At 54.8% G+C, this 25,153-nt stretch carries 15 protein-coding genes, 1 rRNA gene and 1 other RNA gene; 2 read left to right on the top strand and 15 right to left on the bottom strand.

Features of this window, described 5'->3' with window-relative positions:
• Positions 1-1,473, bottom strand: a 16S ribosomal RNA gene (locus PHC90_03115); the annotation flags it as partial.
• A gap of 373 nt (positions 1,474-1,846) precedes the next feature.
• Here PHC90_03115 and PHC90_03110 point away from each other — a divergent pair.
• Complete coding sequence (locus PHC90_03110; GenBank protein ID MDD3845332.1) at positions 1,847-3,490, top strand: methyl-accepting chemotaxis protein; 1,644 nt, start codon at positions 1,847-1,849, stop codon at positions 3,488-3,490.
• A gap of 38 nt (positions 3,491-3,528) precedes the next feature.
• On the opposite strand, the gene bioA is transcribed toward PHC90_03110, so the two are convergent.
• The 7 genes from bioA to polX all read right to left on the bottom strand — a co-directional run bounded on the left by bioA (position 3,529) and on the right by polX (position 14,439).
• Positions 3,529-4,884 carry an adenosylmethionine--8-amino-7-oxononanoate transaminase gene (gene bioA / locus PHC90_03105; protein ID MDD3845331.1) on the bottom strand — a complete coding sequence of 452 codons (1,356 nt, stop codon included), beginning with the start codon at positions 4,882-4,884 and terminating at the stop codon, positions 3,529-3,531.
• A gap of 387 nt (positions 4,885-5,271) precedes the next feature.
• A complete protein-coding gene (locus PHC90_03100; protein MDD3845330.1) occupies positions 5,272-6,444 on the bottom strand; it encodes an 8-amino-7-oxononanoate synthase in 1,173 nt (390 codons plus the stop codon).
• 125 nt (positions 6,445-6,569) lie between these two features.
• Complete coding sequence (locus PHC90_03095; GenBank protein ID MDD3845329.1) at positions 6,570-8,288, bottom strand: carboxyl transferase domain-containing protein; 1,719 nt, start codon at positions 8,286-8,288, stop codon at positions 6,570-6,572.
• Positions 8,289-8,640: 352 nt separating this feature from the next.
• Positions 8,641-9,927, bottom strand: a complete 1,287-nt coding sequence (locus PHC90_03090; protein MDD3845328.1) for a hypothetical protein — start codon at positions 9,925-9,927, stop codon at positions 8,641-8,643.
• 47 nt (positions 9,928-9,974) lie between these two features.
• The gene (locus PHC90_03085) at positions 9,975-11,867 is read right to left on the bottom strand and encodes a transketolase (protein ID MDD3845327.1); all 1,893 of its coding nucleotides are present in this window, start codon (positions 11,865-11,867) and stop codon (positions 9,975-9,977) included.
• 1 nt (position 11,868) lies between these two features.
• The gene (gene nth / locus PHC90_03080; GenBank protein MDD3845326.1) at positions 11,869-12,501 is read right to left on the bottom strand and encodes an endonuclease III; all 633 of its coding nucleotides are present in this window, start codon (positions 12,499-12,501) and stop codon (positions 11,869-11,871) included.
• Positions 12,502-12,717: 216 nt separating this feature from the next.
• Positions 12,718-14,439, bottom strand: a complete 1,722-nt coding sequence (gene polX, locus PHC90_03075; GenBank protein ID MDD3845325.1) for a DNA polymerase/3'-5' exonuclease PolX — start codon at positions 14,437-14,439, stop codon at positions 12,718-12,720.
• A 154-nt stretch (positions 14,440-14,593) separates the two neighbouring features.
• Between polX and PHC90_03070 the strand changes: the two genes are divergently transcribed.
• Positions 14,594-14,812 carry a hypothetical protein gene (locus PHC90_03070; protein ID MDD3845324.1) on the top strand — a complete coding sequence of 73 codons (219 nt, stop codon included), beginning with the start codon at positions 14,594-14,596 and terminating at the stop codon, positions 14,810-14,812.
• A 146-nt stretch (positions 14,813-14,958) separates the two neighbouring features.
• On the opposite strand, the gene PHC90_03065 is transcribed toward PHC90_03070, so the two are convergent.
• From PHC90_03065 to smpB, 7 genes are all read right to left on the bottom strand, one after another.
• Positions 14,959-17,397, bottom strand: coding sequence for a sodium-translocating pyrophosphatase (locus PHC90_03065; GenBank protein MDD3845323.1), 2,439 nt, complete (start codon positions 17,395-17,397; stop codon positions 14,959-14,961).
• 229 nt (positions 17,398-17,626) lie between these two features.
• On the bottom strand, positions 17,627-19,255 hold the full coding sequence (locus PHC90_03060) for a methyl-accepting chemotaxis protein (protein MDD3845322.1): 1,629 nt from the start codon (positions 19,253-19,255) through the stop codon (positions 17,627-17,629).
• A 107-nt stretch (positions 19,256-19,362) separates the two neighbouring features.
• Positions 19,363-20,376 carry an AmmeMemoRadiSam system radical SAM enzyme gene (gene amrS / locus PHC90_03055; protein MDD3845321.1) on the bottom strand — a complete coding sequence of 338 codons (1,014 nt, stop codon included), beginning with the start codon at positions 20,374-20,376 and terminating at the stop codon, positions 19,363-19,365.
• Between the two features lie 3 nt (positions 20,377-20,379).
• On the bottom strand, positions 20,380-22,719 hold the full coding sequence (gene lon / locus PHC90_03050; protein MDD3845320.1) for an endopeptidase La: 2,340 nt from the start codon (positions 22,717-22,719) through the stop codon (positions 20,380-20,382).
• A gap of 20 nt (positions 22,720-22,739) precedes the next feature.
• Positions 22,740-24,092, bottom strand: a complete 1,353-nt coding sequence (locus PHC90_03045; protein MDD3845319.1) for an aminopeptidase — start codon at positions 24,090-24,092, stop codon at positions 22,740-22,742.
• A 65-nt stretch (positions 24,093-24,157) separates the two neighbouring features.
• Positions 24,158-24,511: a transfer-messenger RNA gene (ssrA, locus tag PHC90_03040) on the bottom strand.
• 1 nt (position 24,512) lies between these two features.
• Complete coding sequence (gene smpB / locus PHC90_03035; protein ID MDD3845318.1) at positions 24,513-24,959, bottom strand: SsrA-binding protein SmpB; 447 nt, start codon at positions 24,957-24,959, stop codon at positions 24,513-24,515.
• Between the last annotated feature and the right edge of the window lie 194 nt (positions 24,960-25,153).

Here is a 25,153-nt window from a genome sequence, read left to right as displayed (position 1 = left end):
CCCTTGCGGGTTAGCCCAACGACTTCTGGTACAACAAGCTTTCGTGGTGTGACGGGCGGTGTGTACAAGGCCCGGGAACGTATTCACCGCGGCATGCTGATCCGCGATTACTAGCGATTCCAGCTTCATGGAGTCGGGTTGCAGACTCCAATCCGAACTAGGAGCGGATTTGTGGGATTGGCTCCCCCTCGCGGGTTTGCGACCCTTTGTGCCGCTCATTGTAGCACGTGTGTAGCCCTGGATATAAGGGCCATGAGGACTTGACGTCATCCCCACCTTCCTCCGCATTAACTGCGGCAGTTTCCTTAGGGTGCCCAACTTAATGATGGCAACTAAGGATGAGGGTTGCGCTCGTTGCGGGACTTAACCCAACACCTCACGGCACGAGCTGACGACAGCCATGCAGCACCTGTGTCCGAGCTCCCCTTACGGGGCACCCCCGACTTTCATCAGGGTTCTCGGCATGTCAAACCCAGGTAAGGTTTTTCGCGTTGCGTCGAATTAAACCACATGCTCCACCGCTTGTGCGGGCCCCCGTCAATTCCTTTGAGTTTCAACCTTGCGGCCGTACTTCCCAGGCGGAACACTTAACGCGTTAGCTACGGCACGGAAGGTATTACACCTCCCACACCTAGTGTTCACCGTTTACAGCGTGGACTACCAGGGTATCTAATCCTGTTTGCTCCCCACGCTTTCGCGCCTCAGCGTCAGTATCAGACCAGGAAACCGCCTTCGCCACTGGTGTTCCTCCCGATATCTACGAATTTCACCTCTACACCGGGAATTCCGTTTCCCTCTTCTGTACTCTAGTTATGCAGTTTCAGATGCTGTTCTCTGGTTGAGCCGGAGTATTTCACATCTGACTTGCATTACCGCCTACGCGCCCTTTACGCCCAATAATTCCGAACAACGCTTGCACCCTCCGTATTACCGCGGCTGCTGGCACGGAGTTAGCCGGTGCTTCCTCCTGCGGTACCGTCACTCCCTGTGAGTATGCGTCACAGGGTCGTTCTTTCCGCATGACAGGGCTTTACAACCCGAAGGCCTTCATCGCCCACGCGGCGTCGCTGGGTCAGGCTTTCGCCCATTGCCCAATATTCCCCACTGCTGCCTCCCGTAGGAGTCTGGGCCGTGTCTCAGTCCCAGTGTGGCTGATCGTCCTCTCAGACCAGCTACCCGTCATAGCCTTGGTGGGCTCTTACCCCGCCAACAAGCTGATAGGCCATAGGCTCATCCTCAAGCGATAGCTCATTTAAAAAATAAGCCACCTTTTACCCCGCAACATGGTTGCGTGGTCTTATTCGGTATTAGCCCCACTTTCGCGGGGTTATCCCAAGCCCGAAGGTAGATTACCTATGTATTACTCACCCGTCCGCCGCTCTACTCGTCCCCGAAGGAACTTTCTCGCTCGACTTGCATGTGTTAGGCACGCCGCCAGCGTTCGTTCTGAGCCAGGATCAAACTCTCAAAACAAACCTGAACTTTACAACAAATTTCTGAATTAGACGTGGACCTGCTATTTAATTACTATTTTCAAAGAACAATGTTCAACCTTGAAGCAAGCATAAGTATACTTATTTTCCGGAGGATGTCAAGCGATAGTCTAAAAATATTTTAATAAAAAAGCCGGGGGGCGGCCGTGCAACCGCACCTGCTCGATATCACAGCGGATTTACCTTACACGACGCCGCGGGACCGGGGTCTTTGTCGGCCCACAGGAAGGCTCGGGGATTAACTATGCACCCTGTTTGCCGATAAAGTAACTATGTATCGAGGCACGTTGACAGGAAACCGGCGGGCGGTTCGACTGCCCTGAACCTAAAATACCCCCCAGGAGGGAGACACCATGCTCAGCAATCTCAAGATCAGCACCAAGCTCGGAATTGGCGCCACCACACTCATGATCCTCATCTTTATCCTCGGCGCTCTAGGCTACTATTATCTCGATCGCTCGGGTCGGTCGGTGGACAACATCGTCAAGCACAATTACGGGAGGATCGTGGTCTTCAAACAGGTCAAGGACGCCGTGGACACCATAGACAAGTCGATGCTGAGTATGGCCCTTACCAGGGACCCCGCTCTCAAAGAGATGGAAAAGGGAAAGATAGATAAGGCGCGCGCCTCATACGGGGAGGCCATCAAGAAGATCGAGGGCGTTCTGGCGAGCGTCGACGACGCGAAGACGAAAGCAGAGTTCAAGAAGCTCCTTGCGGCGATAAAAGAACAGCTGACCCAGGGCAAGGAACACAATGTGAAGCTCGCGAAGTTTGCCATGGAAGGGAAGAACGACGAGGCGTCTGCGATATGGTCGGAACACACGAGCACGATATCGACAACCATCGACGGCCTCTTCAGACAGCTCGTCAAGCTCAGTGAGAACAGGATGGAGACCGGCTTCAACGAACTCACAAAGGAGACCGCCAACGCAAGGATGGTCTTCATTATCATCTCCCTTGTCATAATGATGTTCATCGCCGCGGGAACCTTTTTCGTCGTGAGGACGATAACGAGATCCCTTGAGGCAGGCATGAACGTGGCCAACAGGCTTGCCGAGGGAGACCTTACGGTGGACGTCGATGTGACAAGCCGGGACGAAATGGGCGCTCTTCTCCAATCGCTGAGCAATATGGTCCAGAAGTGGCGAGGCGTCGTGAACCAGATAAACACGTCCTCGGACAATATCGCCTCCGCCAGCCATCAGCTCAGCGCCAGCGCCGTCCAGATGTCGAAGGGCTCCGACGAACAGGCGCAGATGTCCGTTCAGGTGGCAACGGCTTCGGAAGAGATGAGCCAGACCGTGGTCGACGTGGCCCGCAATACCGGCAATATAGCCGTATCGGGCCAGGAGACCGTCGCAGTCGCCCGCAGCGGTAAAGAAGTTGTTGATATGGCTGTCAGGGAGGTCCAGGAGATAGCGAGCACCGTCGATGCATCGGCAACGATGGTCCGCTCCCTGGGCGAGCTTTCCAAGCAGATAGGCGAGATCGTCAACGTCATCAATGAGATTGCCGACCAGACCAATCTTCTGGCACTCAATGCGGCCATCGAGGCCGCACGGGCCGGCGAGCACGGACGTGGCTTTGCCGTCGTCGCCGATGAGGTCAAGAAACTTGCCGAGAGGACCGGCAACTCGACGGCGGAGATCGCCGACATGATCGGCAACATCCAGAAAGAGGTCAACCGGGCTGTGGACGCAATGGAAGACGTGAAGAAGAAGGTTTCCTCAGGCACCGCCCTCTCTGAGCAGGCCGGCGAAGCCCTCAACAATATTGTCAACAAGGTTGACGACCTGCAGCTAATGGTCCAGCAGATCGCTTCAGCGACGGAAGAGATGACGGCGACATCAGAAGGCATCAGCAAGGACATCGACTCCATCGCCACCATATCAAAGGAAACATCGTCCGCGTCGAGCCAGGTCTCGCACGCATCCGATGAACTCGCCCGCCTGTCCGTCAGCCTTCAAGGCGTCGTCAGGGAATTCTCCGTCTGAAAAGAACCAGGAATGGAAACCAGCCGGCCGGCGTGCCCTCAGGGCGCGCCGGTTGCTTCTTTTATGGAGTCGTATGTGACGTCCACAAGCTCCTTGAGAGTTTGGGCGTCTATTGAGGGGGGCGGCATAAGGACAATGACGTCCCCGAGGGGCCGGATTATAACGCCCCGTTTTCTCGCCGCCAGGGTGACCTTCTGGCCCATCTTTGCAGCGGCTGGATAAGGCCTCCTGGTCTTCCTGCTCTTTACAAGCTCAATGCCGACCATAAAACCTCTTTGCCGGACGTCCCCCACGTTGGGTAGATCTGAGAAGCGCTTCAGTTCGTCGGCAAGCAGGGTTATTTTGTCCGCCATCAGCTCTATGGTGCGTTCCCTTTCGAAGATCGCCAGGTTCTCGAGGGCGACGGCACACGCCACCGGGTTACCCGTGTAAGTATGGCCATGGAAGAAGGTCTTGCATTCGTCGAACCGTCCGAGAAAGCCGTCGAAGACCTCTTTCGTCGTCACCGTCGCCGCGAGCGGCAGGTATCCCCCCGTGATTCCCTTGGCGAGACAGAGGAAATCGGGTTTGATCCCTTCCTGTTCACAGGCGAACATGGTTCCCGTGCGGCCGAACCCGGTGGCCACTTCATCGGTGATGAAATGAAGCCCGTTGTCCTTTGCTATCCTCCAGACCTTTCCCAGGAAACCATCCGGCTGGGTGAGCATCCCGGCCGCCCCCTGCACGAGCGGTTCGATAACGACGGCGCAGACCTCGTCCCTGTGTTTCCTCACGGTACGCTCAAACTCTTCCACGCAGGCCATACCGCAGGAACCCCGCTCAAGCTTCAGGGAACAGCGGTAACAATAGGGAGACGGCGCCTTGTACGACCTGAAGAGAAGAGGCCTGTAGACCTTGTGAAAAAGGTCGATGCCGCCGATGCTCACGGACCCTATGGTGTCTCCGTGGTAGCCGTTCGTGAAAGATATGAAACGTTTCCTTTTCTTTTCTCCCCTTTGCTGCCAGTACTGATAGGACATCTTGATCGCGATCTCCACGGACGTCGACCCGCTATCCGAATAGAAAACCCTCTGGAGATTTCCCGGCACGATCGCAACAAGGCGCTTTGCCAGAACTACGGCGGGAACGTTGGCAAGTCCAAGGAGCGTCGAATGGCACAGCTCCTTCGATTGCCTTTCTATGGCATCTGTGAGCTCTTTGCGGCCGTGTCCATGAACGAGAACCCACAATGAAGAGACACCATCGATGTAGCGCCTTCCTTCGACATCCACAAGATAGAAGCCTTCGCCGCGTTCGATGATGAGCGGCTCGCTGTCCATGTAATCCATCATCTGGGTAAAGGGATGCCAGATGTAACGCTTATCCCAATCTTTGAGTTCCTCGCTGCTGTACATGCTCTTTTGCTCCTCTGGATATAGAAAATCGTTCAAACCGCTTGAGCCGCTTGAACGTTAGAAGAATTCATCTCTCCTGCTTTTCGTTTCAAACCGTCTTTCGCCTTTGTTCTCCGGTCTTTCGATATACCTCTTTCGTCTTCCTTCTTTCATCTCTATCCACTCAACAGGTCGTCGATAAAGCCCTCTGTATCGTCATCCCGGACTTGATCCGGGATCCAGAGGTTTTCCTTAGCCCCGCGTATCTCCTGGATTCCGGCCTTCGCCGGAAGGACGACATAACACGAGTCAGACTCGAAAACCAACTTTGTCAACAGCCTGTCAAGCGATTCAAGCTGCTGCAGCCATTTCTGGTTCCTTCCGCTCTAACAGTTCTAACGGTCCCCGTCAGGGGACCAGTTTCATTCTCCTTCCCGCCGCCGTTATCGCTTCGATGGCCGAATCCATTTGCTCTTGCGAAAAACCTCTCACCACGGTGAGCCTCAGTCTCGATGTACCCGTGGGGACCGTGGGAGGCCGGATGGCTTGCAGGAAGAAACCCTTTGTCATAAGCATCTTCTGCATTTTCACAGCATCGGCGTCCTTCCCCACAACGATGGGGATGATGGGGCCCACACTCTCCTTGAGGTCGAAACCGGCGCCCAGGAGCCCTGATCGCATGTAATCGATGTTGTGCCAGAGTTCATCCTTAAAAGACAGGTTCCCGTTGACAAGGTCGAGTGCCGCCTGCGACGCCGCCAGAGCGGCGGGTGGCAGGGCCGTCGTGTACATGAAGGTCCGCGCCCTGTTGACAAGATAGTCTATGACGACAGGGTCGGAAAGCACAAAGGCGCCGAAAGACCCCATGGCCTTGCCGAATGTGGCCATGTGGATATCCGCCGCCCCCTTGAGGCGCCAGTGCTCCTCGACGCCGCTTCCCCCTTTTCCGAAGATACCCGTTCCATGGGCATCATCGACGATGGCGTAAAAACCGTACCGGTCCCTGAGTTCCATGATCTCCGCCAGAGGGGCCATATCGCCGTCCATGCTGAAGATCGATTCCGTGATAACAAAGGAATTGCCCCGCGCCGCGTGCTTCTTCAGTTTTCGTTCCAGATCGCCCGTGTCCCGATGCCTGTAGATGACCTTTTTCGCATAGGAAAGGCGCATTGCATCAATGAGGCTGGAATGATTCAGTTCGTCGGTGAAAATTACATCCCCTTTGCCTGGAATCGTTGACACTATGCCGATATTTGCCATGTAGCCCGTGGGAAATATGAGACCCTTCCTGTAACCTTTGTAGCGGGCGGCGGCCGATTCGAGTCTTTCGTAAAGGTCGATGCTCCCCGATACGCTTCGTGATGAACAGGTGCCGGTGCCGTAATCTGCGACGGCTGACCTCGCCGCTTCCATCACTGCCGGGTGGAGGTGAAGCGAAAGATAGCTGTTGGAACAAAGATTGAGGTATTCCCTGCCATTATGGACGATCGTAGCGGGGCACAGAGGGCGAACGTAGCGTATGCTCCGGTAATTGCCCTGTCCCCGTATCTCCTTCAGCATCGATGCGAGTCTGTTCTTCATTCCTGCTGGCCCCCCGACTGCTATTCACCAATAATCAGTCAACGGTTACGACTAATCGGTTAACTTCATAAACAAAAAATCAGGGTGGAATGCATATCCACCCTGATCTCTATCTCTTCGTAAGATTAGCCCTTGATAACCCTGGGGAGGATCATCTGGTGCTGCGGGCAAATCGATTTCGGGTTAGCATAGGCGCAGTTCGCAAATGCTACGAAATACTTCCTGAGGTCTGCAAATTTCACGACCTCGTCGACAAGGCCTTTCTTCGCACAATAGGAAGGCCGTGACATGTCGTAGTAATGCTTGACGGTCTTGTTCATGTTGTCGATAACCGGCCCAAGCGGCTTGCCTGCGTCTTTCTCTTTTACGAGGCGTCTGGCAAAGCTGGCAACTGCCGCGGTCTCGCCGTGCATGACGTAGATCTCCGTCGTCGCCGTGCCGAGGGTGAAGCAGTTGTTGTTGTTTGCCTGCGGGCCGGCCATGATGTAGTGGGCGGCTGCGGTGCCTTTCCTCAGAACGATGGTCATCATGGGAAGGTCGCTCTGTTCGATGGAGTAGATGAGCGCCTGGCCGAGGCCGAGGAGCTCCGCTTTCTCGGCGATGTCGCCAACGTCGATACCCGATGTATCCTGAACCCAGATCATGGGGACCCTGTCTCTGCCGCAGAGGCTTACGAACTCGTTGACCTTGATGAGGCCTTCACGATAGAACTTGCCGCCGATGCCGGGGTACGGGGCATATGACGGGTAACCCTTGGGAAGCATACCCTGCCGGTTCGCGACTATGCCGATGAGGAAGCCATCGACCTTGACAAGACCCGTGTAGAGTTCGGGGCCGAACCCGGGCCGGAATTCCATGTGTTCGCTGTTATCGACAAGGCGGGACATGAACTGCTCCGCGTCGTACACCATCTTCTGGTTGAATGACACGATGCTGTAGAGGTCTTCCGCCGGGAACTTCGGCTCCGCCGGTTTTGCGACCCTGAAGAAACCCGGATCGTAGTAAGGAAGCTTCGTGACCCAGGTCTTCAATGAATCGAGGAGGCTTTCTTCCGACGGATGGACTTCGCGGAAGAAACCTGTATGGTCGTAGTGGATCTCAACCCTGCCGGGAGGCACGGCTTTGAATTTCTTGGTGGCTTCGATTATCTGTTCGGCCATATTTTCATCGAAGAAGCCCTTCGGTGCCATGCCGCTGACGATGCCAGCGCCGCCGACAGCTATATTACAGTTTTTGTGTGCAAGAAGCAGTGTCGGAGAGATGCCCTGGTAGCCGCCGCCTGCGGGGTTTGTCCCATAAATAACTGCGAGTACCGGAATGCCCAGTTTATTGAGTTCGGCATGACGGAAGAACGTTGTGCCGCTGCCGCGCCTGTTCGCATACATCCTTTCCTGCTCGGGAAGCTTCACGCCGCTGCAGTTGACGAGCCATACGAGGGGGCAATGCAGTCTTTTCGCGATATCCGTGACCCTCAGGATGTTGTGAGGCTGGCCCGCAATCCATGCGCCCGCCATGACCTTGTTGTCAAAACCGATGATCACACACCATCTTCCGTTAATCCTGCCGAGACCGTCCACAACACCGGTTGTCCCTGATTCCTCATCCATGGGATCGTACAGCATGTGGAGCGGAGCCCATGTTCCGGGATCGACAATGTATTCCAATCTCTGGTGAACTGTCCATTCACCTCGTTTGTTCAATGTCTCCTGGGCCAGGCCGGCCTTTTTAGCCTTATCGATAAGTTCCTCGATCTCTTTCTCAACGGCTCTGATCTCCTCAGCGTTCTTGGCGTTCACCTTAACCGGCTTATTCCATTCCTGCATTTTTTCAAAATACGGTCTCATTTATTACCTCCGATGGCTGTAGGAATTTGTAACTGTTTTCACAATTTTAATTTTTTTTCAGTACTTTGTCAACACAAAAGGCTTGGTGTTTTCACAGAAAACACCGGATCCGGGATTCTGGATCAAGGGGTAAGATGGACCGGAATTGGGAATTGAGGAAGATGGATCCAGCCGCGGGTGCGCGAAAAACGCTGGGATTCGGGGCCTGAGACATATAGTCTTTCTGTGACTCCGGAACCCTAGAAATGCTTTTTGAGCGACACCCTTATGATGACATACAGGATAATGATCGCGCCGATTATCACAAGATATTTCATTGCATACCCATCGTTTCCCGTCCCCCGCAGATCGCCTAGTGCTTGAAAAGCCGCTGGCCGGCGAAGACCATTGTGACGTCCTGCTCGTTGCAGGCCTCTATCACCTCGTAGTCGCGTTCCGAGCCACCGGGCTGAATAACGCCCCGGGCCCCTTCCTTAATGGCGGCATCCACCCCGTCCCTGAAGGGGAAGAAACCGTCGGAGACAATAACGGAACCCTGGAGCCCCGCATTCTGTTCACGCGCGTGGATGTCGATCGCAATGAGGTCCTTCATGTCCCTCTGGCCCCGGGAGGCTTCAAGCTTGAAGACCGCATAGGGCACCCCGTACTTCCTGAAGACCTCGGTGTCGGCGAACTTCTTGTAGGCCTTGAAAACAGCGATCTCGACAACGCCCACCCTGTCCTGCTCTCCCGTGCCTATGGCAACGGTTGCCTCATCCTTCACGAAAAGCGCGGAATTGGAGCTCACCCCCGATTCCACGTACCAGCCGAAGAGCATGTCGCGATATTCGTCGTCCGCGGGCATTCTCTTTATCTTGTATGTTTCACCCTTATAGACAGCCTCGGCTGGCTTCAGGTCATCCTTCCCTTTGATCCTGAAGGGCTGCGATTCCTGCATGATCAACCCGCCATCCATGAGCGATTTGAAGTCTATCGTTCTTTTCGTCTTGAAGGCGCTGAGGCGCTCTATCTCTTTGATCTGCATAAGCCGAAGGTTCTTCCATTTCTTGAGAATGTCTATGGCTCCGCCCTCAAAATCCGGGGCGCAGACCACCTCGAAGTAATAGGGCACCATGGCTTTGGCTGTTTCTATGTCGAGGGTCCTGGTGAATACGACAGCGCCTCCGAAGGCGGCTATCCTGTCGCACCAGAAGGCCTTTTCGAAGGCCTCCGCTGATGTCGGGCCGTATGCCGCTCCGCTGGGGTTGTTGTGCTTCATGATGGCGCAGGCCGGCTTCTGATCGAGGAATCTCAGGATATTCAAGGCATTGTCCACGTCCGTCAGGTTGATCTTCCCCGGGTGTTTCCCCACCTGCAGCATGTCCTTTTCGGTAACCCTGCTCACAAGGCCCGTTTCGGCGTCGAAGAATCTTGCATCGCCCAGGGTGATATTCCCGTTTATCAGCTGGTACATCGCGGATGGCTGATCGGGATTCTCGCCGTAACGCAAACCCCGCTCGACATCGCATTTCTCGTCGGCGTCAAAGATGTTCCAGACCTTTTTCTTATAGATAAGCACCTGTCCACCGAGATCTATCTTGATGGTGTCAGGAAAATTGTCCTTGACGATCTTCTTGTACATCCCCTTGATGTCTTCCACAGCACACCCCTTTTTTTAAGCTAATGACCAGGGCAACGGATAATTGGTCATTTTTCCTTTAAAGTCTTTAGTATTATCGCGATCACACTTTCCACATCCAGACCCTGACTTGCCAGCACCTCGTCCGTATCGCCCGATGCCCCGTAGGAGGTGGCACCAAGGGAAATGAAGGCGCCCCTGAATCCGAGTTTCAGGAGAGATCCGGTGATGACGGGAACGATTCCGGTCTTGACGTTGTGGTCCTCATAGGTAACGATGCAGGGCAGAGCGGCCAGTTTTGCCATCATGGTCTCGTCGGCCTCGTCCACGCAGGGCATGTTCACCACCGCAAAGGTCTTTCCCGTCCCGGTAAGCTTCTCTCTTGCGGCAAGTGCCTTTGAAACAAGTCCTCCATAGGTTATGATGGCACCGTCCGTTCCATCAGCCATGAGGTCCATCTTTCCGTATTCGAAAAGGTAATCGCCGGCAAAGCAGGCTTCCCCATCCTTCCCGTACATAACCGGCCAGCGGTTGCGCCCCATCCCGACAAAGAAATTTCCCGGCCTTCCCGCCACGTAGCGGATGACCCGGTCCGTCTGGTTGGGGTCGCAGGGAACGATCGTCCTTGCCCGGTACATCCCGCGGGCAAGACCGATATAATCGATACACTGATGGGTCTTTCCGTCGGGACCGACGTCAAGGCCCACGTGGGTGATGGCCGTCTTCAGATTCGTGGCGTTGATGTCATTTATGCGCTGCTGGTTGTAGGTCTCATCGATGCCGAAGACACCAAAGTCCGCAAAAAAGGTGAGCACGCCTTTGGCCGACAGGGCTCCCGCCACGGTCGCCGTATTATGCTCCTGGATGCCGCCCTGAAAGAAATAGTCCGGATAGGCCTTCGCAAAATCGGCCGTTTTGACCGAGCTTGCCAAATCGCAGTCGAAAGCGCTTACAGGGCGTCCATGAGGGATGTTCTTGTCCCCCATGTCCTTTAACGCCTTCCCAAAGGCACTGCGGTTGTCGACCTTGTCGGATTCCTGGTATGTGAAGGGCGCACCGGCATCGATCTGAAGGTCGTATTCCTCGCGAGACAGCTGGAACGTCCATTTTCCCTTTCTCTTTTCCCTGTAATAGTCGAGTTTGTCCTCCAGACCGAGGATGCCCATGGCTTCCTTGTACTCCGCCTCGCTGACGGGGCTGCCATGGAATTTCTCCTTGTTCTCCATGAAAGGGACCCCGTTGCCCATGACCGTGTTGGCGATGATGCACACCGGGTTCTCGACTGCCCTGGCCTTCTTCATGGCACCGTATATCTCCTGATGATCGTGGCCGTTGATCTCGATAATATCCCATCCGTCAGACAGGTAGTTCTCTACGATGTTCTGAGGCATGATGACGTCGGTGCTGCCGCTGATCTGCAGTCTATTGAAGTCCACCAGAACGGTTATGTTCGTAAGGCCGTATTTCACGACAAGCCGCCGCGCTTCGGAGATCTGTCCCTTCTGCTGTTCACCGTCGCCCATAAAGACGTACACGTGCGACGAACTGCCGCGCATCTTCGAGGCGATGGCAAAACCTGCGCCGGCCGACAGGCCCTGACCGAGGTTGCCGGTAGACCACCTGATAAAAGGTATGCCGTTGACCACGTGGCCTTCGAAGGGACTGCCCGTCTTCCTGAAAAAGGCAACGACCTCTTCGATGGGCATATGGCCGAGACGGGCAAGGCTTGCATATACCCCCGGGGACGTATGGCCGTGGCTTATCACGATCTGGTCGGCGTCCTCCCCCGTGAGATCCGCCTGGGAAAAGACGGTCAGGTAAAGGTCGAGGGATGACATGGACCCGCCGGGGTGGCCTGTACCGGCCAAACGGGTCATGGTTATAATATCGCCCCTGGCAAGTCGTGACAGTTCGTTCAAGTCCTGGATCTGCTTCTCCGTCAGTTTTTCCGAATCAAACATCTTATCTTCCTCCCATGGAGTAATAATCACAGTCTTCACGCAGGAGACAGGGCGAACAGTCGGGTTTCTTCGCCTTGCAGACATATCTCCCGTGGAGTATCGAAAGAAGAGAGAAAGCCATCCACCAGGGCATAGGCACCTCCCTTTTCAAGTCCTCTTCGATCTTTTCGGGGTCTTTGCCTGCTGTCAGCCCCAGCCTTCCGGCAAAGCGAGCCACGTGGGTGTCCACGATAACGCCCGGTTTGCTGTATGCAAGGCCGACTATCATGTTGGCCGACTTTCTGCCTATCCCCTTCACAGTCGCAAGGGTGTCTATATCATCGGGGACCTTCCCCTGAAATCTCTCGAGAAGCTCACCGGCGATGTTCTTTATGCTCTTCGCCTTGTTCCGGTAAAAACCGGTGGGCCGGATGTCCTCTTCAAGCTCGGCCGGCGGGGCGTTGAGGTAGTCTTTCACCGTTTTGTATTTTCTGAAGAGGCCTTCCGTCACCGCATTGACCCTTTCGTCGGTGCATCGGGCGGAAAGAACCGTCGCAATGGTGAGTTCAAGCGGGTTCGTATAGGAAAGCTCCACCCGGGGCTCACCGTGCATTTCCTGGAGTTTATTCAAGACAGGGGCAATATTTTTTTTCATGTCAGAATTCAGGACAATTAGAATGTATCATTTATACCACTTACGCCGGGGAGTGTCCAAGGGAAAAGAATATCCTGCCCATCCGTCATTCCCGCGCGAGCGAGAATCCAGGAAATATGCGGGGATAGAAAAACCTCTGGCTCCCGGATCAAGTCCGGTATGACGACAAGGAAGAGCCTTCCCCGGCGCCCGGGCGATCCAGGCGGCTGCAGCGGTCTATCGCCGCCTCCGGTTTTGAAAGACCTTTTCTACTTCTTCCCTGGTTCGGGTATTGAGGATGTCCTTCTTTTCCTGCCACCCCTTTCTGGCAATGCCAACACCGTAGAAAACCTCGCTGAGTCCGGCGGTGCTGTGGGCGTCGGGATTGATCGAGATCATGACGCCCTTGCTCCTGGCGTATGGCAAATGCCGCCAGTCGATATCGAACCGGTAAGGGCTCGCGTTGAGCTCGATGATCACATGGCGCTTTGCGGCCTCGTCAATGACGGTCTTCATGTCGATACCGTAGCCCTCCCGCGACAGGAGCAATCTGCCCGTGGGATGGCCCAGCATCGTCATCCAGGGGTTATCCATGGCCGTTATGACCCGGGTGATCTGCTCATCGCCCTTGAGGTTGAAGTTCGAGTGGATGGAGGCAATGACAAAGTCAAAATGTCTCAGGATGTCGTCGTCGTAATCGAGACTCCCGTCGGGCAGGATGTCGCTCTCAATGCCTTTGAATATGTGGATATCCTCCCACTTTTCGTTGAGGCCGTCAATGTGTTCCCACTGTCTGAACAGGTCGTCCTTCTTGAGGCCCCCCGCATAATAGGCGCTCTTGCTGTGATCGGATATGCCGAGGTAGCAAAATCCCAGCTTCCTCGCCGCCTCGACCATATTTTCCACAGAATCGGAGCCATCGCTGAAATCGGTATGGATATGGAAGACCCCCCTCACGTCGGACTCTTCAACGAGTTCGGGGAGCATCCCCGATTGGGCGGCTTCGATCTCTCCCATGTCCTCGCGCATCTCCGGCGGTATGTATGCTAGTCCCAGCGCCTGATAGACATCTTTTTCGGAGCTGACAGCGATGGGCCGGTCGCCATCGAACAATCCGTATTCGTTGAGCTTCAGGCCTCTCTTTTTCGCGATGCCCCTGAGGTGCACATTATGTTCCTTGCTGCCCGTGAAATAGAGCAGCGCGCAGGGATATTCAGCAAAACTCACCACGCGGAGGTCCGCATCGACCCCCGAGATAAGTCGGCAGGACGTCTTCGTTTCACCCGCAAGGTAGATCTCCTCGATGCCGGGAAGGGTTGTGAACGCCAGCGATATCGCCTCCCTGTCGTCCCCTGCCGCAAGGATGTCCATGTCTTTGACGACCTCCTTTCTTCTGCGGATGCTCCCGCAGACCTCAACAAGACCCGAGGAAACCAACCCCCTAAGCCTATCGCGAATGGCGGCCGCATCGGGATAAACATCCCCGAAAAGATGCTCCCCCTTGTGTCTCTTGATAAATTCGACGCCCTTCAGGATCTTTTCCTGCGTTTTCTCGCCAAAACCGGGAAGGTTCACAAGACGGTTCTCGCGGCAGGCATATTCCAGTTGACCCACATTCGTAATGTGCAGCTCTTCGAAAAGAACCTTTATTTTTTTGGGCCCCAGATTCGGAACCCCGGTGAGTTCGAGAAGCGATTCGGGGACCTCGCTTTTGAGCTCCTCATAGTAATCGATCTTTCCCGTAACCATGTATTCGGTGATCCTTGCGGCAATTGCCTCGCCAATCCCCTTGATCTCCCGAAGCCGTCCCTCAGAGACGATCCGGTCCAGATCCTCAACGTTCTTCGACACCGTCTGTGCCGCGTTCAAATAGGCACGGGACTTGAACGGGTTTTCGCCCTTTATCTCCAGAAGCATCCCGATCTTTTCAAGAATGGTGACGATATTTCCCGCCGGCATGGTTATAATCGTAATGTCGGTCGACCGACCTGTCAATTCAATTCTTACCGCGACGCATCTTCCGTGATGCCTCACTTGCGGGTTGACCCTTGGCCCCCGTTAGTCCTTGCAATTGCTTCGTTCTTCGGGTATTCTTGCACATAAAGGAAAGATCGTGCCCGCTAAGAAAAAAGCCCTCTACTACACTGAACCCCTCTTCGACGAGCTTAAAAAGGATTATTGCTATGTCTGCGGCCAGCGCATAAAAGAGAATGAGGGTCTCTACGTGGGCAACAGGACCTGGCGACACAAAAAATGTAAACCTGGCAGCGCCCACTGGCTGCGAAGCCCCCTCGCCAAAGACGAAACAACCTTCACCATTTACAAACCCTAACGAACAACGTTCCTTCTACAGGCCCGCAGCGCTCATAAGGCCTATTGCACCCATACGACCCGTTTTCGAAAATAAGAAACTTTTCCGCAAAAAAAAGGCGCCCTTTTCGGGGCGCCTTTCTCATTGTCTTGAACTGCGTCTTTTTTCTACTCCAGCGTCTCGTCACCGATCCTCATTCCGTAGAATGAACGGTAGATGAAAATGAGGGCGATGAGGAAGAAGATGCCACCGAGGACGGATTTCAATGTCTGAGACTGAATCGTCACCGCGATCTCCGTTGCAAGGAGACCGAAGAGAGTCGTAAATTTGATAACGGGGTTCATGGAAACCGAAGAGGTGTCCTTGAAGGGGTCGCCAACGGTGTCGCCGACAACCACTGCTTCGTGAAGCGCCGTCCCCTTTTCCTTCAGGTCGACTTCAACAATCTTCTTGGCATTGTCCCACGCGCCGCCGGCATTGGCCATGAAGATGGCCTGATAGAGGCCGAAGAATGCAATCGCGATGAGATAGCCGATGAAGAAGTAGGGGTTGAAAAAGGAGAGCGCGAGGGCCATGAAGAAGACAACGATGAAGATGTTCCACATGCCCTTCTGGGCGTACTGTGTACAGATCTTCACGACTTCCTTGCTGTCCTCGATGGAGGCTTCCACCTTATCAAGATTGATGTTCTTCTTGATGAACACAACGGCGCGATATGCACCGGTGGTGACAGCCTGCGTTGCCGCGCCCGTGAACCAGTAGATGACGGCGCCGCCCATGAGGAGGCCAAGAATAATTGTAGGCTGGACAAGGCTCAAATGGGCCACAACGTTGCCGTACATGTTCTCGAGGAGAATGATGATACCGAAGACCATGGTGGTCGCACCGACGACAGCGGTACCGATGAGAACGGGCTTTGCAGTTGCCTTGAAGGTGTTCCCGGCACCGTCCGCCTCTTCGAGATAATCTTTTGCCACGTCAAAGTTCGGATCAAAACCGAAATTCTTCTTGATGTCTGCTTTTATGTTCGGAACTGCCTCGATCCTGGAAAGCTCGTAGACAGACTGCGCGTTGTCCGAAACAGGGCCATAACTGTCAACAGCGATCGTCACGGGGCCCATGCCGAGGAAACCGAAGGCCACCAGACCGAAAGCGAAAACCGGTGCCGCAAATGCAAACTTCGCCGGCATAAGGGCGACGATCGAAGGATGCTGGGACACGAGATAGGAAATGAACATGAGAACGAGAATGGTCAGACCTTCCCAGAAAGCGGAGAAGTTACCGGCAACAAAACCGGAGAGAATGTCAAGGGACGCGCCGCCATGGCGTGCCGCGCTGACAACTTCCTGAACGTGGCGGGATTTGGTGCTCGTAAAGACCTTGGTAAACTCAGGGATCAGAGCGCCGGCGATGGTACCGCAGGAGATGATGACGGCCAGTGCCCACCAGAGCCCCGGGTACTGACTGGCACTCAGTTCTCCGAGGAGCATGTAGCTCGCCCAGAAGGTAACGATGATCGCAACGATCGACGTGATCCACACCAGGTTGGTAAGGGGCTGTTCGAAATCGAATTTTGTCTTTGAACCGTAAAGAGAAGAAGTGAGACCCCTGTTGATGAAATAGGAAACAAGGGATGTGAGGATCATGAGGATACGCATTGCGAAGATCCAGATGATCAGGGTGCCGGACATCATGGGATTTGCCGCAAGCGCCAGGGCGAGGAAGGCTACCAGGGCAACGCCCGTAACGCCATAGGTCTCGAAACCGTCCGCGGTGGGACCGACGCTGTCGCCGGCATTGTCACCGGTACAGTCGGCGATAACACCGGGGTTCTTCGGGTCGTCTTCGGGAAGCTTGAAGACGATCTTCATGAGGTCGCTGCCAATATCGGCGATCTTCGTGAAGATGCCGCCGGCGATCCTGAGTGCACTGGCGCCAAGAGACTCACCGATGGCAAAACCGATGAAGCTGGGGCCAACGAGTTCTTTCGGAAGGAAAACAAGGATGCAGATCATGAAGAAAAGCTCAACGCTCACCAGGAGGAGCCCAACGCTCATTCCCGAGGTCAGCGGGATGTTGACGACCTCAACCGGCCTGCCCCGAAGGGACGCAAAGGCCGTCCGCGAGTTTGCCCAGGTGTTGATCCTCATGCCGAACCATGCAACTCCGTAGGAACCGAGGATACCGAGGATGGAACAAACAAGGATGATGGCCATGTTGCCAAAAGGAGCATGGGACAATCCCATGAAGTAATACACCATACAGACCGCGATCAGTACCCAGAGAATGAAGAGGAACTTGCCCTGCTGGGCGAGATAGGACTTACATGTTTCCCAGATTACCGCGGAAACATCGAGCATGCACTTGTGGGCAGGCATGTTCTTCGTCTGTTTTGCCTGCATGACGGAAAAGATCAGCCCGACAAAGCAAATGATGATACCGAAATACATGATGCTTACGCCGCTCACGGCACTGCCGAAGAGATTAAACGTTACCGTCGAAAGATCCGGCAGTACGATGTCCGCTTCACCGGCAAACGCCGGCAAGGCGACAAGCATAAACATCAATAATAATAGTGCGGTGCTTAACCCTTTTTTGACACTCATCTATGACCTCCTTTGAGATGAATAATAAATAACCATAATTACCTGGAACGGTATGGATTGGCTTTCTATATTAAACATTTTCTATTTCGATTGTCAACGAAACATAGGAAAAAATTCACAATACCGGCCTCAAATGCGTTGAAGCTCCTTCTTCTGTGAAAACAAAAGGTTGCAAGGGAAAATAGAAATTGGAAAAGTTATTGCCTGCCCGACTCTCTCTCCCGGGTTCTCACACTCTGAACCTGCTGACGATATCTTCGAGATCGCTTGAGAGCTTCGCCAGTTCCCCCGACGCCTGAGCGGTCTGCTCCGAACTCACCGATGTCTCGCGGGAGACGGCCGCGATCTGTTCAATGTCCCGGTTGATCTCCTCCGACGTGGCGCTCATCTCGTCCGTTGCCGATGCGATCTGCTGCACCATTCCAAGAAGGTCGTCGACGCTTGCCACGATGACCCGGAGAGAGTCTCCCGCCTTTCCGGAAAGATCGACGCCTGTCTCGACCTTTTTTGCGACGGTGTTCATCGTCATCACCGCCCGTTCAACATCGTTCTGGATTGCATTGATCATGCCGCCGATCTCGGAGGTCGAATTTGCTGTCCGCTCCGCCAGCTTGCGCACCTCGTCCGCGACGACCGCGAAACCCCTGCCCTGGTCACCTGCACGGGCGGCTTCAATGGCAGCATTGAGCGCCAGCAGGTTCGTCTGGTCCGCGATATCGTCGATGACGTTGACGATCGCGCCTATCTGGTTCGAACGCTCGCCAAGGGTCTTTATCGACTCGGCGGAGCCATCGACGGTCCGGGCTATCTCTTCCACTTCCCTGGTGGCCTGGTTGACGATCTCTTCCCCTTCCTTGGCTATCTTCGCGGCATTCGCAGCGGAATTCGCTATGCTGTTCGTGTTCCGCGCGATGTCCACGACCGTCTGTGACATCTCCACGGAGGCCGCCGCGACCTGGGATGACCTGTTGGCCTGCTCTCCGGAGCCCTTCGACATCTGGTCTGCGCTGGCGCTGAGTTGAACACCCGCGGAGGAGATGCTGGCCGCGGCCACTTTGAGATTGCCGATGACCTCGCGCCACTTCTCCACCATCTCCTTGGCCGCCTTCATTTCGTCGCCGAACTCATCCTTTCTGTCCGTGGGGACCTCGATGGTGAGATTTCCCTTCGCCATGGCCCTGACGGCCCGCGTGTTGCCCCTGATGGGGACAACGATGCTTCGCGTTATCGTGATGGAAAGGATGATGCCCAGAAGGAGCGCGAATATGCCGAAGACGATGAGGACAACAGTATAGCGCTTGTTGTCCTGGCGTATCGAAAGGAATTGGCCGCGGACATTGTCCTCCTGGTATCGGATGATGGATTGCAGGCTTGTGATCATGTCTTTAGACACAGCCTTGCTGTCGTTGAGATATACCTCGATCGCCTTCGCATGCTCCTTGTTCGTCGCATATTCGATGAGCCTGTCGTTTGAATCGCGCGCCCTCTCGTGCAGTGCCTTGTAGCGGGTGATGATCTCTTTCCCCTTCGGGTCCTGTTCAAGCTTCTCGAGGCTGCCCAGGGCGGCGCCATAGGCCTGCCGCATCCGGGAGAGGTTCTCCTTTTCCGCCTCGATGACTGCGCCGTCAGTGGTGAAAGCAATGACGCCCATCGAACTGTAGGCCTTGTAGATCACCCCCATGACCGTATTGGCAAGGACCGTCTTCTCGAGGGCCGTCTCGACGATATGACCCGCTTTACTGTCCACGCCGTGAATGATCTTGAAACCCAGCAGGGCCATGAGCACTATGATGATCATGAAAACGCTGAAACCAATGCCGAGACGTTTGCCTATCCTGATATTCTGAAAGAAACGCATGCCTCCCCCCTTCGTCGCACCGTCTGGAATTTGGAATATTCTATATTAAATTAAGTTCCTGATTTTATATCAAGAAGTTTCTTGCGCCCCAATGATGGGGCGACTGGTCAAAGACCTACACCATCAAGAGCGCTGCCGCAAAACTTGCAGTCGCCGCCTTTCAGATTGTACTCCGTGACCGCGTACCCGTAACGCCCTATGACCGTCTTGTGGCAGTTGTGGCAATAGGTGTCCTCTCCCCCGGAACCAGGTATATTGCCCTGGTAGACATAGCGGAGCCCTTCATCGATGCCTATCTGCCGGGCCCGTGCAAGGCTCTGCGGACTCGTCGGCGCCGCATCAAGGAGTTTGTATGTGGGATAAAAGGCGCTGACATGCCAGGGGGTTTCCACACCGAGGTCCTTTGCGATGAATCGTGCTATGGACCTCAATTCTTCCTCGCTGTCGTTGTGTCCCGGTATGATAAGCGTCGTCAGTTCTATCCAGATCCCGAGTTCCTTGTGCAGCCGTATCGTATCGAGGACCCCGGAAAGCTTCGCCCCGCAGATGTCCCTGTAAAACGATTCGTTGAAGCCCTTCAGATCGATGTTGGCTGCGTCGAGATAGGGTGCGATGGCCCGAAGAGGGGCCTCTTCGATATATCCGTTGGTCACGAAATTGTTCGCTATCCCCTTTTCCCGGGCGATGCGGGCTATATCAAAGGCATATTCGAAAAAAACGGTCGGCTCGGTGTAGGTGTAAGAGATGCTGTTGCATCGTGCTGCTGCGGCTTGCGTGACCATCTCCCCGGCCGTGACCTTCTCACCGAACACCCTCTTCTCCTCGCGGGGACCCTGGGAAATGTCGTGATTCTGACAATGAAGACAGCGAAAGTTGCACCCCGCCGTAGCCACCGAGAAGGCGCGCGAGCCGGGGTAAAAATGATACAGGGGCTTTTTCTCTATGGGATCGACATGATAAGCGCAGGGAAGACCATAAACAAGACTGTAGAGTGTGCCGCCCCTGTTCTCCCTGACGCCGCATACACCCCTTTTCCCATCGGCTATGACACAATTATGGCGGCACAGAAAGCAATGCAGGGTCTTTTCGTCCTTTTTTTCATAGAACGAAGCCTCCTTCATACCTCATACCTTTTTTCCAAAAATGGCCTCAACGACATCGTCCATCGTCTTCGCGGAAAGGAAGGTGATCTTCTTCTGCACATAGCTGGGTATCTCGACCAGTTCATGAGCATTTTCGTGGGGTATAAGGACCTTTTCCATCCGGTTGCGCAGGGCGGCAAGGGTCTTTTCCTTGAGGCCGCCGATGGGAAGGACCCTGCCGGTCAGGGTGATCTCTCCCGTCATCGCTATCTTTCTGTTGATGGGGCGCCCGGTAATGGCGCTTATCATGGCGACGGCCATGGTAATGCCGGCTGACGGGCCATCCTTTGGGATTGCGCCCTGGGGGACGTGTATGTGCATTTCCAGGTCATCGAAAATGCCTCCCCCGATGCCGAGGACCTCCGCCTTGGATTTGATATATGTCAGGGCGGCCTGGGCCGACTCTTTCATCACGTCGCCCATGTTCCCCGTGAGGGTCAGTTCCTTCTTGCCCTTGCGGCAGGAAGCCTCTACGTAGAGGACATCACCGCCGAACTCCGTCCAGGCAAGACCGCTCGCCACACCTATGTAGTCCTGTTCCGTCTGGCTGTCCGGCAGATACTTGACGGGCCCCAGAAAATCGTTGAGATTCTTTGGCGTCACGACCACCTTTTTCTTGTCGCCCTCCGCCACCCTTCTGGCTACCTTGCGGGCAACCATGGCTATCTCCCTTTCGAGATTCCTCAGTCCCGCCTCCCGGGTATACTCCCCCACGATCTTTTCCATCCCCTTGTCGGTTATATTCAGCCGGGCGCTCGTGAGACCATTTTCGGAAAGCTGTTTGGGGATGAGGTAGCGCTTCGCTATCTCCAGCTTTTCCTGCTCCGTATATCCCGGGATATCGATGACCTCCATCCTGTCACGAAGAGCCGACGGGATGGTGTCCATCTGGTTGGCGGTGGTGATGAACATGACCTTCGACAGATCGAAGGGAACATTGAGGTAGTGATCGCTGAAGGCGTTGTTCTGCTCGGGGTCGAGCACTTCGAGGAGCGCGCTTGCGGGGTCCCCGCGAAAGTCGTTGCCGATCTTGTCAATCTCGTCCATCATGAAAACAGGATTGTTCGTCCCGGCAAGCTTTATGTACTGGATGATCCTTCCCGGCATGGAACCCACATATGTCCGCCTGTGGCCGCGGATCTCCGCCTCGTCCTTCATACCGCCCAGCGATATACGGGAAAACTTGCGGCCTATCGCCCGTGCGATGGATTTGCCGAGCGATGTCTTGCCGACACCCGGCGGCCCGACAAAGCACAGGATAGGACCTTTCATGTCGGCCTTGAGCTTCATGACGCTCAGGAACTCGAGAATGCGGTCCTTTACCTTCTCCAGATCGTAGTGATCCTTGTCCAGGATCCCCCGCGCCTTCTTTATGTCGATGTTGTCCTTCGTCGACTTGCTCCAGGGGAGTTCGACGAGCCATTCCAGGTATGTCCTCACCATCGTAGATTCAACGGCGTCGGGGTGCATCATGTCGAGACGTTCCAACTGCTTCTTGGCTTCCTTTTCCACCTCTTTGGGCATCTTTGCCTTCTTGATGCGCTTGCGCAGTTCCTCGACCTCCTCGGTGCGCTCGTCGCCCTCGCCGAGTTCGGTGCGGATGGCTCGCATCTGTTCCCTCAGGAAGTATTCCCTCTGGGACTTGGACATCTCCTCCTTGGCCTGGGAGAGTATCTTCGCCTGCATGTTGAGGAGCTCGATCTCCTTGCCGAGGATCTCCGAGAGTTTCCTCAGGCGCTCGACGGGATCGACGATCTCCAGAACCTCCTGGGCCTTGTCGACATTCAACCCCAGGTTTGCGGCAGCTATGTCCGCGAGCCGTCCTGGTTCGTCTATGGTGTCGAGGACCATGAGGATGTCGGGAGGGACCATCCTGCCCATGGAGACCACCTTCTCCATCTCTTCCTTCACGTAGCGCATGAGCGCCTCTATCTCCAGGGTGATCTCCGTGATGATGGGCTCTTCCACGGGGGTCAACCTGACCAGAAAGGTAGGGGTCTCCTGAATGTACTCTTCGATCCTTGCCTTCCTCAAGCCCTGGATGAGCACCTTCACCCTTCCGTCGGGGAGCCTGAGCATGCGCATGATCTGCGACACGACACCTACCGTGTAGATCCTCTCGGGCAGAGGGTCTTCATCGGTGAGGTCCTTCTGCGCCGCTACCACGATGAGACGGTCCTGGGACAGGGACTTCTCGACGGCGTTGATGGACATGTCCCGCCCAACGAAAAGGGGCAGCAGGACGCTCGGGTACATTACCATGTCGCGTACCGGCAGAAGAGGTAAAATATCAGGTATATCTATATGTTCTAAATCAGTCATTCGCTTGGTGCCTCCGTTCTTTACGCCTTGAAGAAGGCCTGAAAGGCCCGGTACGTCTCAAAGATGTCGAGCTTGTTCGATAATTCGTAGGGTGAGTGCATGGTCAGAAGGGGCGCTCCGCAGTCGATGATGTCCATGCCGTAAACGGCGAGGTGTTTTGCCACTGTCCCCCCACCGCCTTCATCGATCTTTCCCAGTTCGCCTGTTTGCCAGATTACACCTTCCTTATCAAAAAGCCTGGCGATCTCGGCAACATACTCGGCATTTGCGTCGCTGGCGCCGACCTTGCCCATGTGCCCGGTGAACTTGGTCACGCACGGCCCCCGGCCAAGAAAGCAGGCGTTCTGCTTTTCGTGGACCTCCTGAAAGGTGGGATTCACTGCCCCATTCACATCGGCGGAAAGCGCCTTTGAGCGAAAAAGGATCCTCCTCATCAGGGCCTCGTCGGCCTTCACTCCCATCCCGGCGAGTATGTCGTCGAGAAATACATGGATAAAAGTGGATCTTATGCTGGTAGAACCTTCGGAGCCTATCTCTTCCTTGTCGGTGAATATGGCGAGACAGTGCCTGCGGGGGTCCTTCGCGGCGCACAAACCCTTGAGGAGAGTGTATGCCGAAACCCGGTCGTCCTGACCGTAGCCGCCAACCATGCTGCGGTCAACGCCCACATCCCTTGCCTTGAAGGCGGGCACCACCTCCAGTTCCGCGGTGATAAAATCATCCTCCGTCATACCGTAGGAGTCATTGAGCATTTTGAGCACATACTGCTTGACCGGTTCCTTTTCCGCCCCGGTAAGCGGCAGTGACCCAAAGAGAACGACAAGCTTTTCACCGTCGATCGCGTCGGCAAGCTTCTTCTCGTCCTGTATCTTTCTGGAGAGATGGGGCAGCAGGTCGTCGATGAGGAAAACAGGATCGTCCTCCTTCTCGCCTATGCACACATCAACGGATTCACCGTTCGCCTTCACGACCACGCCATGTATGGCCAGCGGAACCGCAACCCACTGGTATTTCTTGATGCCTCCGTAATAGTGGGTCCTCAGAAGCGCCAGGTCAACATCCTCATAGAGGGGGTTTTGCTTGAGGTCCAGCCGCGGTGCGTCGATATGGGCGACAACGATATTGAGCCCCTCCGAGATATCGCCGCTTCCCCGGACGAAAGCCATCACTTCCTTTGCACGGTTAACGGCAACGACCCGGTCCCCTGAGAAATCCCTGGAAAAGCCCTCATCTACGAGAGCGTCGGTTATATATCTGACGGCTTCCCGTTCAGTCTTGGCCTCGTCGAGGAAACCTTTGTAGCCTTCGGCGAAGGCGAATATCTCTTTTATCTCTTCTTTTGATCTTGATCTCCAGCCGGATTGTCTTTGCATGGGGTCCTTTCAGGGTATCAAAATAGCGCTGGCCGGTCAACCGGGGTCCCGGAACGAAAGAAATATGGTGGAGGCGGTGGGAATCGAACCCACGTCCAGAAAAGAAGGCTTCAGACAGACTACATGCTTAGTCAGCGTACTAGTTCTCGGACAGCAAAACACCCGCTGACGGGTTCCTTACTGCCCCAGCCTACAAGGTTTCGCCCGGCGCTATAGGCGTTACGCCGGACTATCCTGCTAAGATGACACCATACACGGACCTAGAAGCAGGAAGAAGATCCGGATGATGTAGCTGCTTTAGGCAGCTAGTGCGTACTCGTAAGAGTCTGCAGTTATGTTTAGTTCCGCTTGGGTACGGGTAAGCAGTAACCCGGCATGCCTCTCTGACCCTCACTTCCCTGTCGAAGCCAGTCGCCCCCGTCATCGTATTCTTTCCTCACGTTCCATGAGACGTTTCTCGTCCTTGCGCCTGATTCCCTCCCTTTTGTCGTAAAGTGTCTTCCCCTTTGCCAGTCCCAGTTCCAGTTTGGCCCTGTTTCTGCTATCGAAGTAAAGGGAAAGGGGGATCAGCGTATATCCCCTCTCTTTGACCTTGCCGATGAGCTTCATTATTTCCCGTTTGTGCATGAGCAGTTTGCGAGTCCTCTTCGGCTCATGGTTGTATATATTTCCACAGGAATACGGGCTGATATGAGCGTTCACGACGAATACCTCGCCGCCCTTCACTCTGGCGTAGCTCTCCTTGAGGTTCGCCCTGCCTTCCCTGAGTGACTTGACTTCAGTGCCCGTAAGGACTATCCCCGTTTCGAACTTTTCCTCGATGTGGTACTCGTGATAGGCCTTCCTGTTCGTGCAAACTACCTTCATAGGCTATAATATAACACAGATGAGGGGGAAAAGCGATGGTGCTCCCCCGGAGGCCGCCTGGCCAGAGTAATGACCAATAACCAACAACCCAAATGTTAAGACAGATCTCATGAACGGGACAAGAACAGTCGATTGAGAGATTTTCCTCGTCTGGTCATTGATTGTTGCTGAATTGGTTAACTGTCTGTTTTTCT

It is taken from the genome of Syntrophorhabdaceae bacterium (genome assembly GCA_028698615.1).
Lineage (GTDB): Bacteria > Desulfobacterota > Syntrophorhabdia > Syntrophorhabdales > Syntrophorhabdaceae > Delta-02.
The sequence above is the reverse complement of the archived record's forward strand: the minus strand, read 5'-3'. Positions and strand labels throughout refer to the sequence as shown.

Excerpts from the sequence above, each read along its gene's own strand:
- nth (MDD3845326.1), bottom strand. The coding sequence starts at position 12,501 with ATGAAAAAAAATATTGCCCCTGTCTTGAATAAACTCCAGGAAATGCAC.
- PHC90_03065 (MDD3845323.1), bottom strand. The coding sequence starts at position 17,397 with ATGAGTGTCAAAAAAGGGTTAAGCACCGCACTATTATTATTGATGTTT.
- PHC90_03100 (MDD3845330.1), bottom strand. The coding sequence starts at position 6,444 with ATGAAGAACAGACTCGCATCGATGCTGAAGGAGATACGGGGACAGGGC.
- bioA (MDD3845331.1), bottom strand. The coding sequence starts at position 4,884 with ATGTACAGCAGCGAGGAACTCAAAGATTGGGATAAGCGTTACATCTGG.
- PHC90_03095 (MDD3845329.1), bottom strand. The coding sequence starts at position 8,288 with ATGAGACCGTATTTTGAAAAAATGCAGGAATGGAATAAGCCGGTTAAG.
- PHC90_03045 (MDD3845319.1), bottom strand. The coding sequence starts at position 24,092 with ATGCAAAGACAATCCGGCTGGAGATCAAGATCAAAAGAAGAGATAAAA.
- lon (MDD3845320.1), bottom strand. The coding sequence starts at position 22,719 with ATGACTGATTTAGAACATATAGATATACCTGATATTTTACCTCTTCTG.
- PHC90_03085 (MDD3845327.1), bottom strand. The coding sequence starts at position 11,867 with ATGTTTGATTCGGAAAAACTGACGGAGAAGCAGATCCAGGACTTGAAC.
- PHC90_03110 (MDD3845332.1), top strand. The coding sequence starts at position 1,847 with ATGCTCAGCAATCTCAAGATCAGCACCAAGCTCGGAATTGGCGCCACC.
- PHC90_03060 (MDD3845322.1), bottom strand. The coding sequence starts at position 19,255 with ATGCGTTTCTTTCAGAATATCAGGATAGGCAAACGTCTCGGCATTGGT.
- polX (MDD3845325.1), bottom strand. The coding sequence starts at position 14,439 with ATGCCGGCGGGAAATATCGTCACCATTCTTGAAAAGATCGGGATGCTT.
- smpB (MDD3845318.1), bottom strand. The coding sequence starts at position 24,959 with ATGAAGGTAGTTTGCACGAACAGGAAGGCCTATCACGAGTACCACATC.
- amrS (MDD3845321.1), bottom strand. The coding sequence starts at position 20,376 with ATGAAGGAGGCTTCGTTCTATGAAAAAAAGGACGAAAAGACCCTGCAT.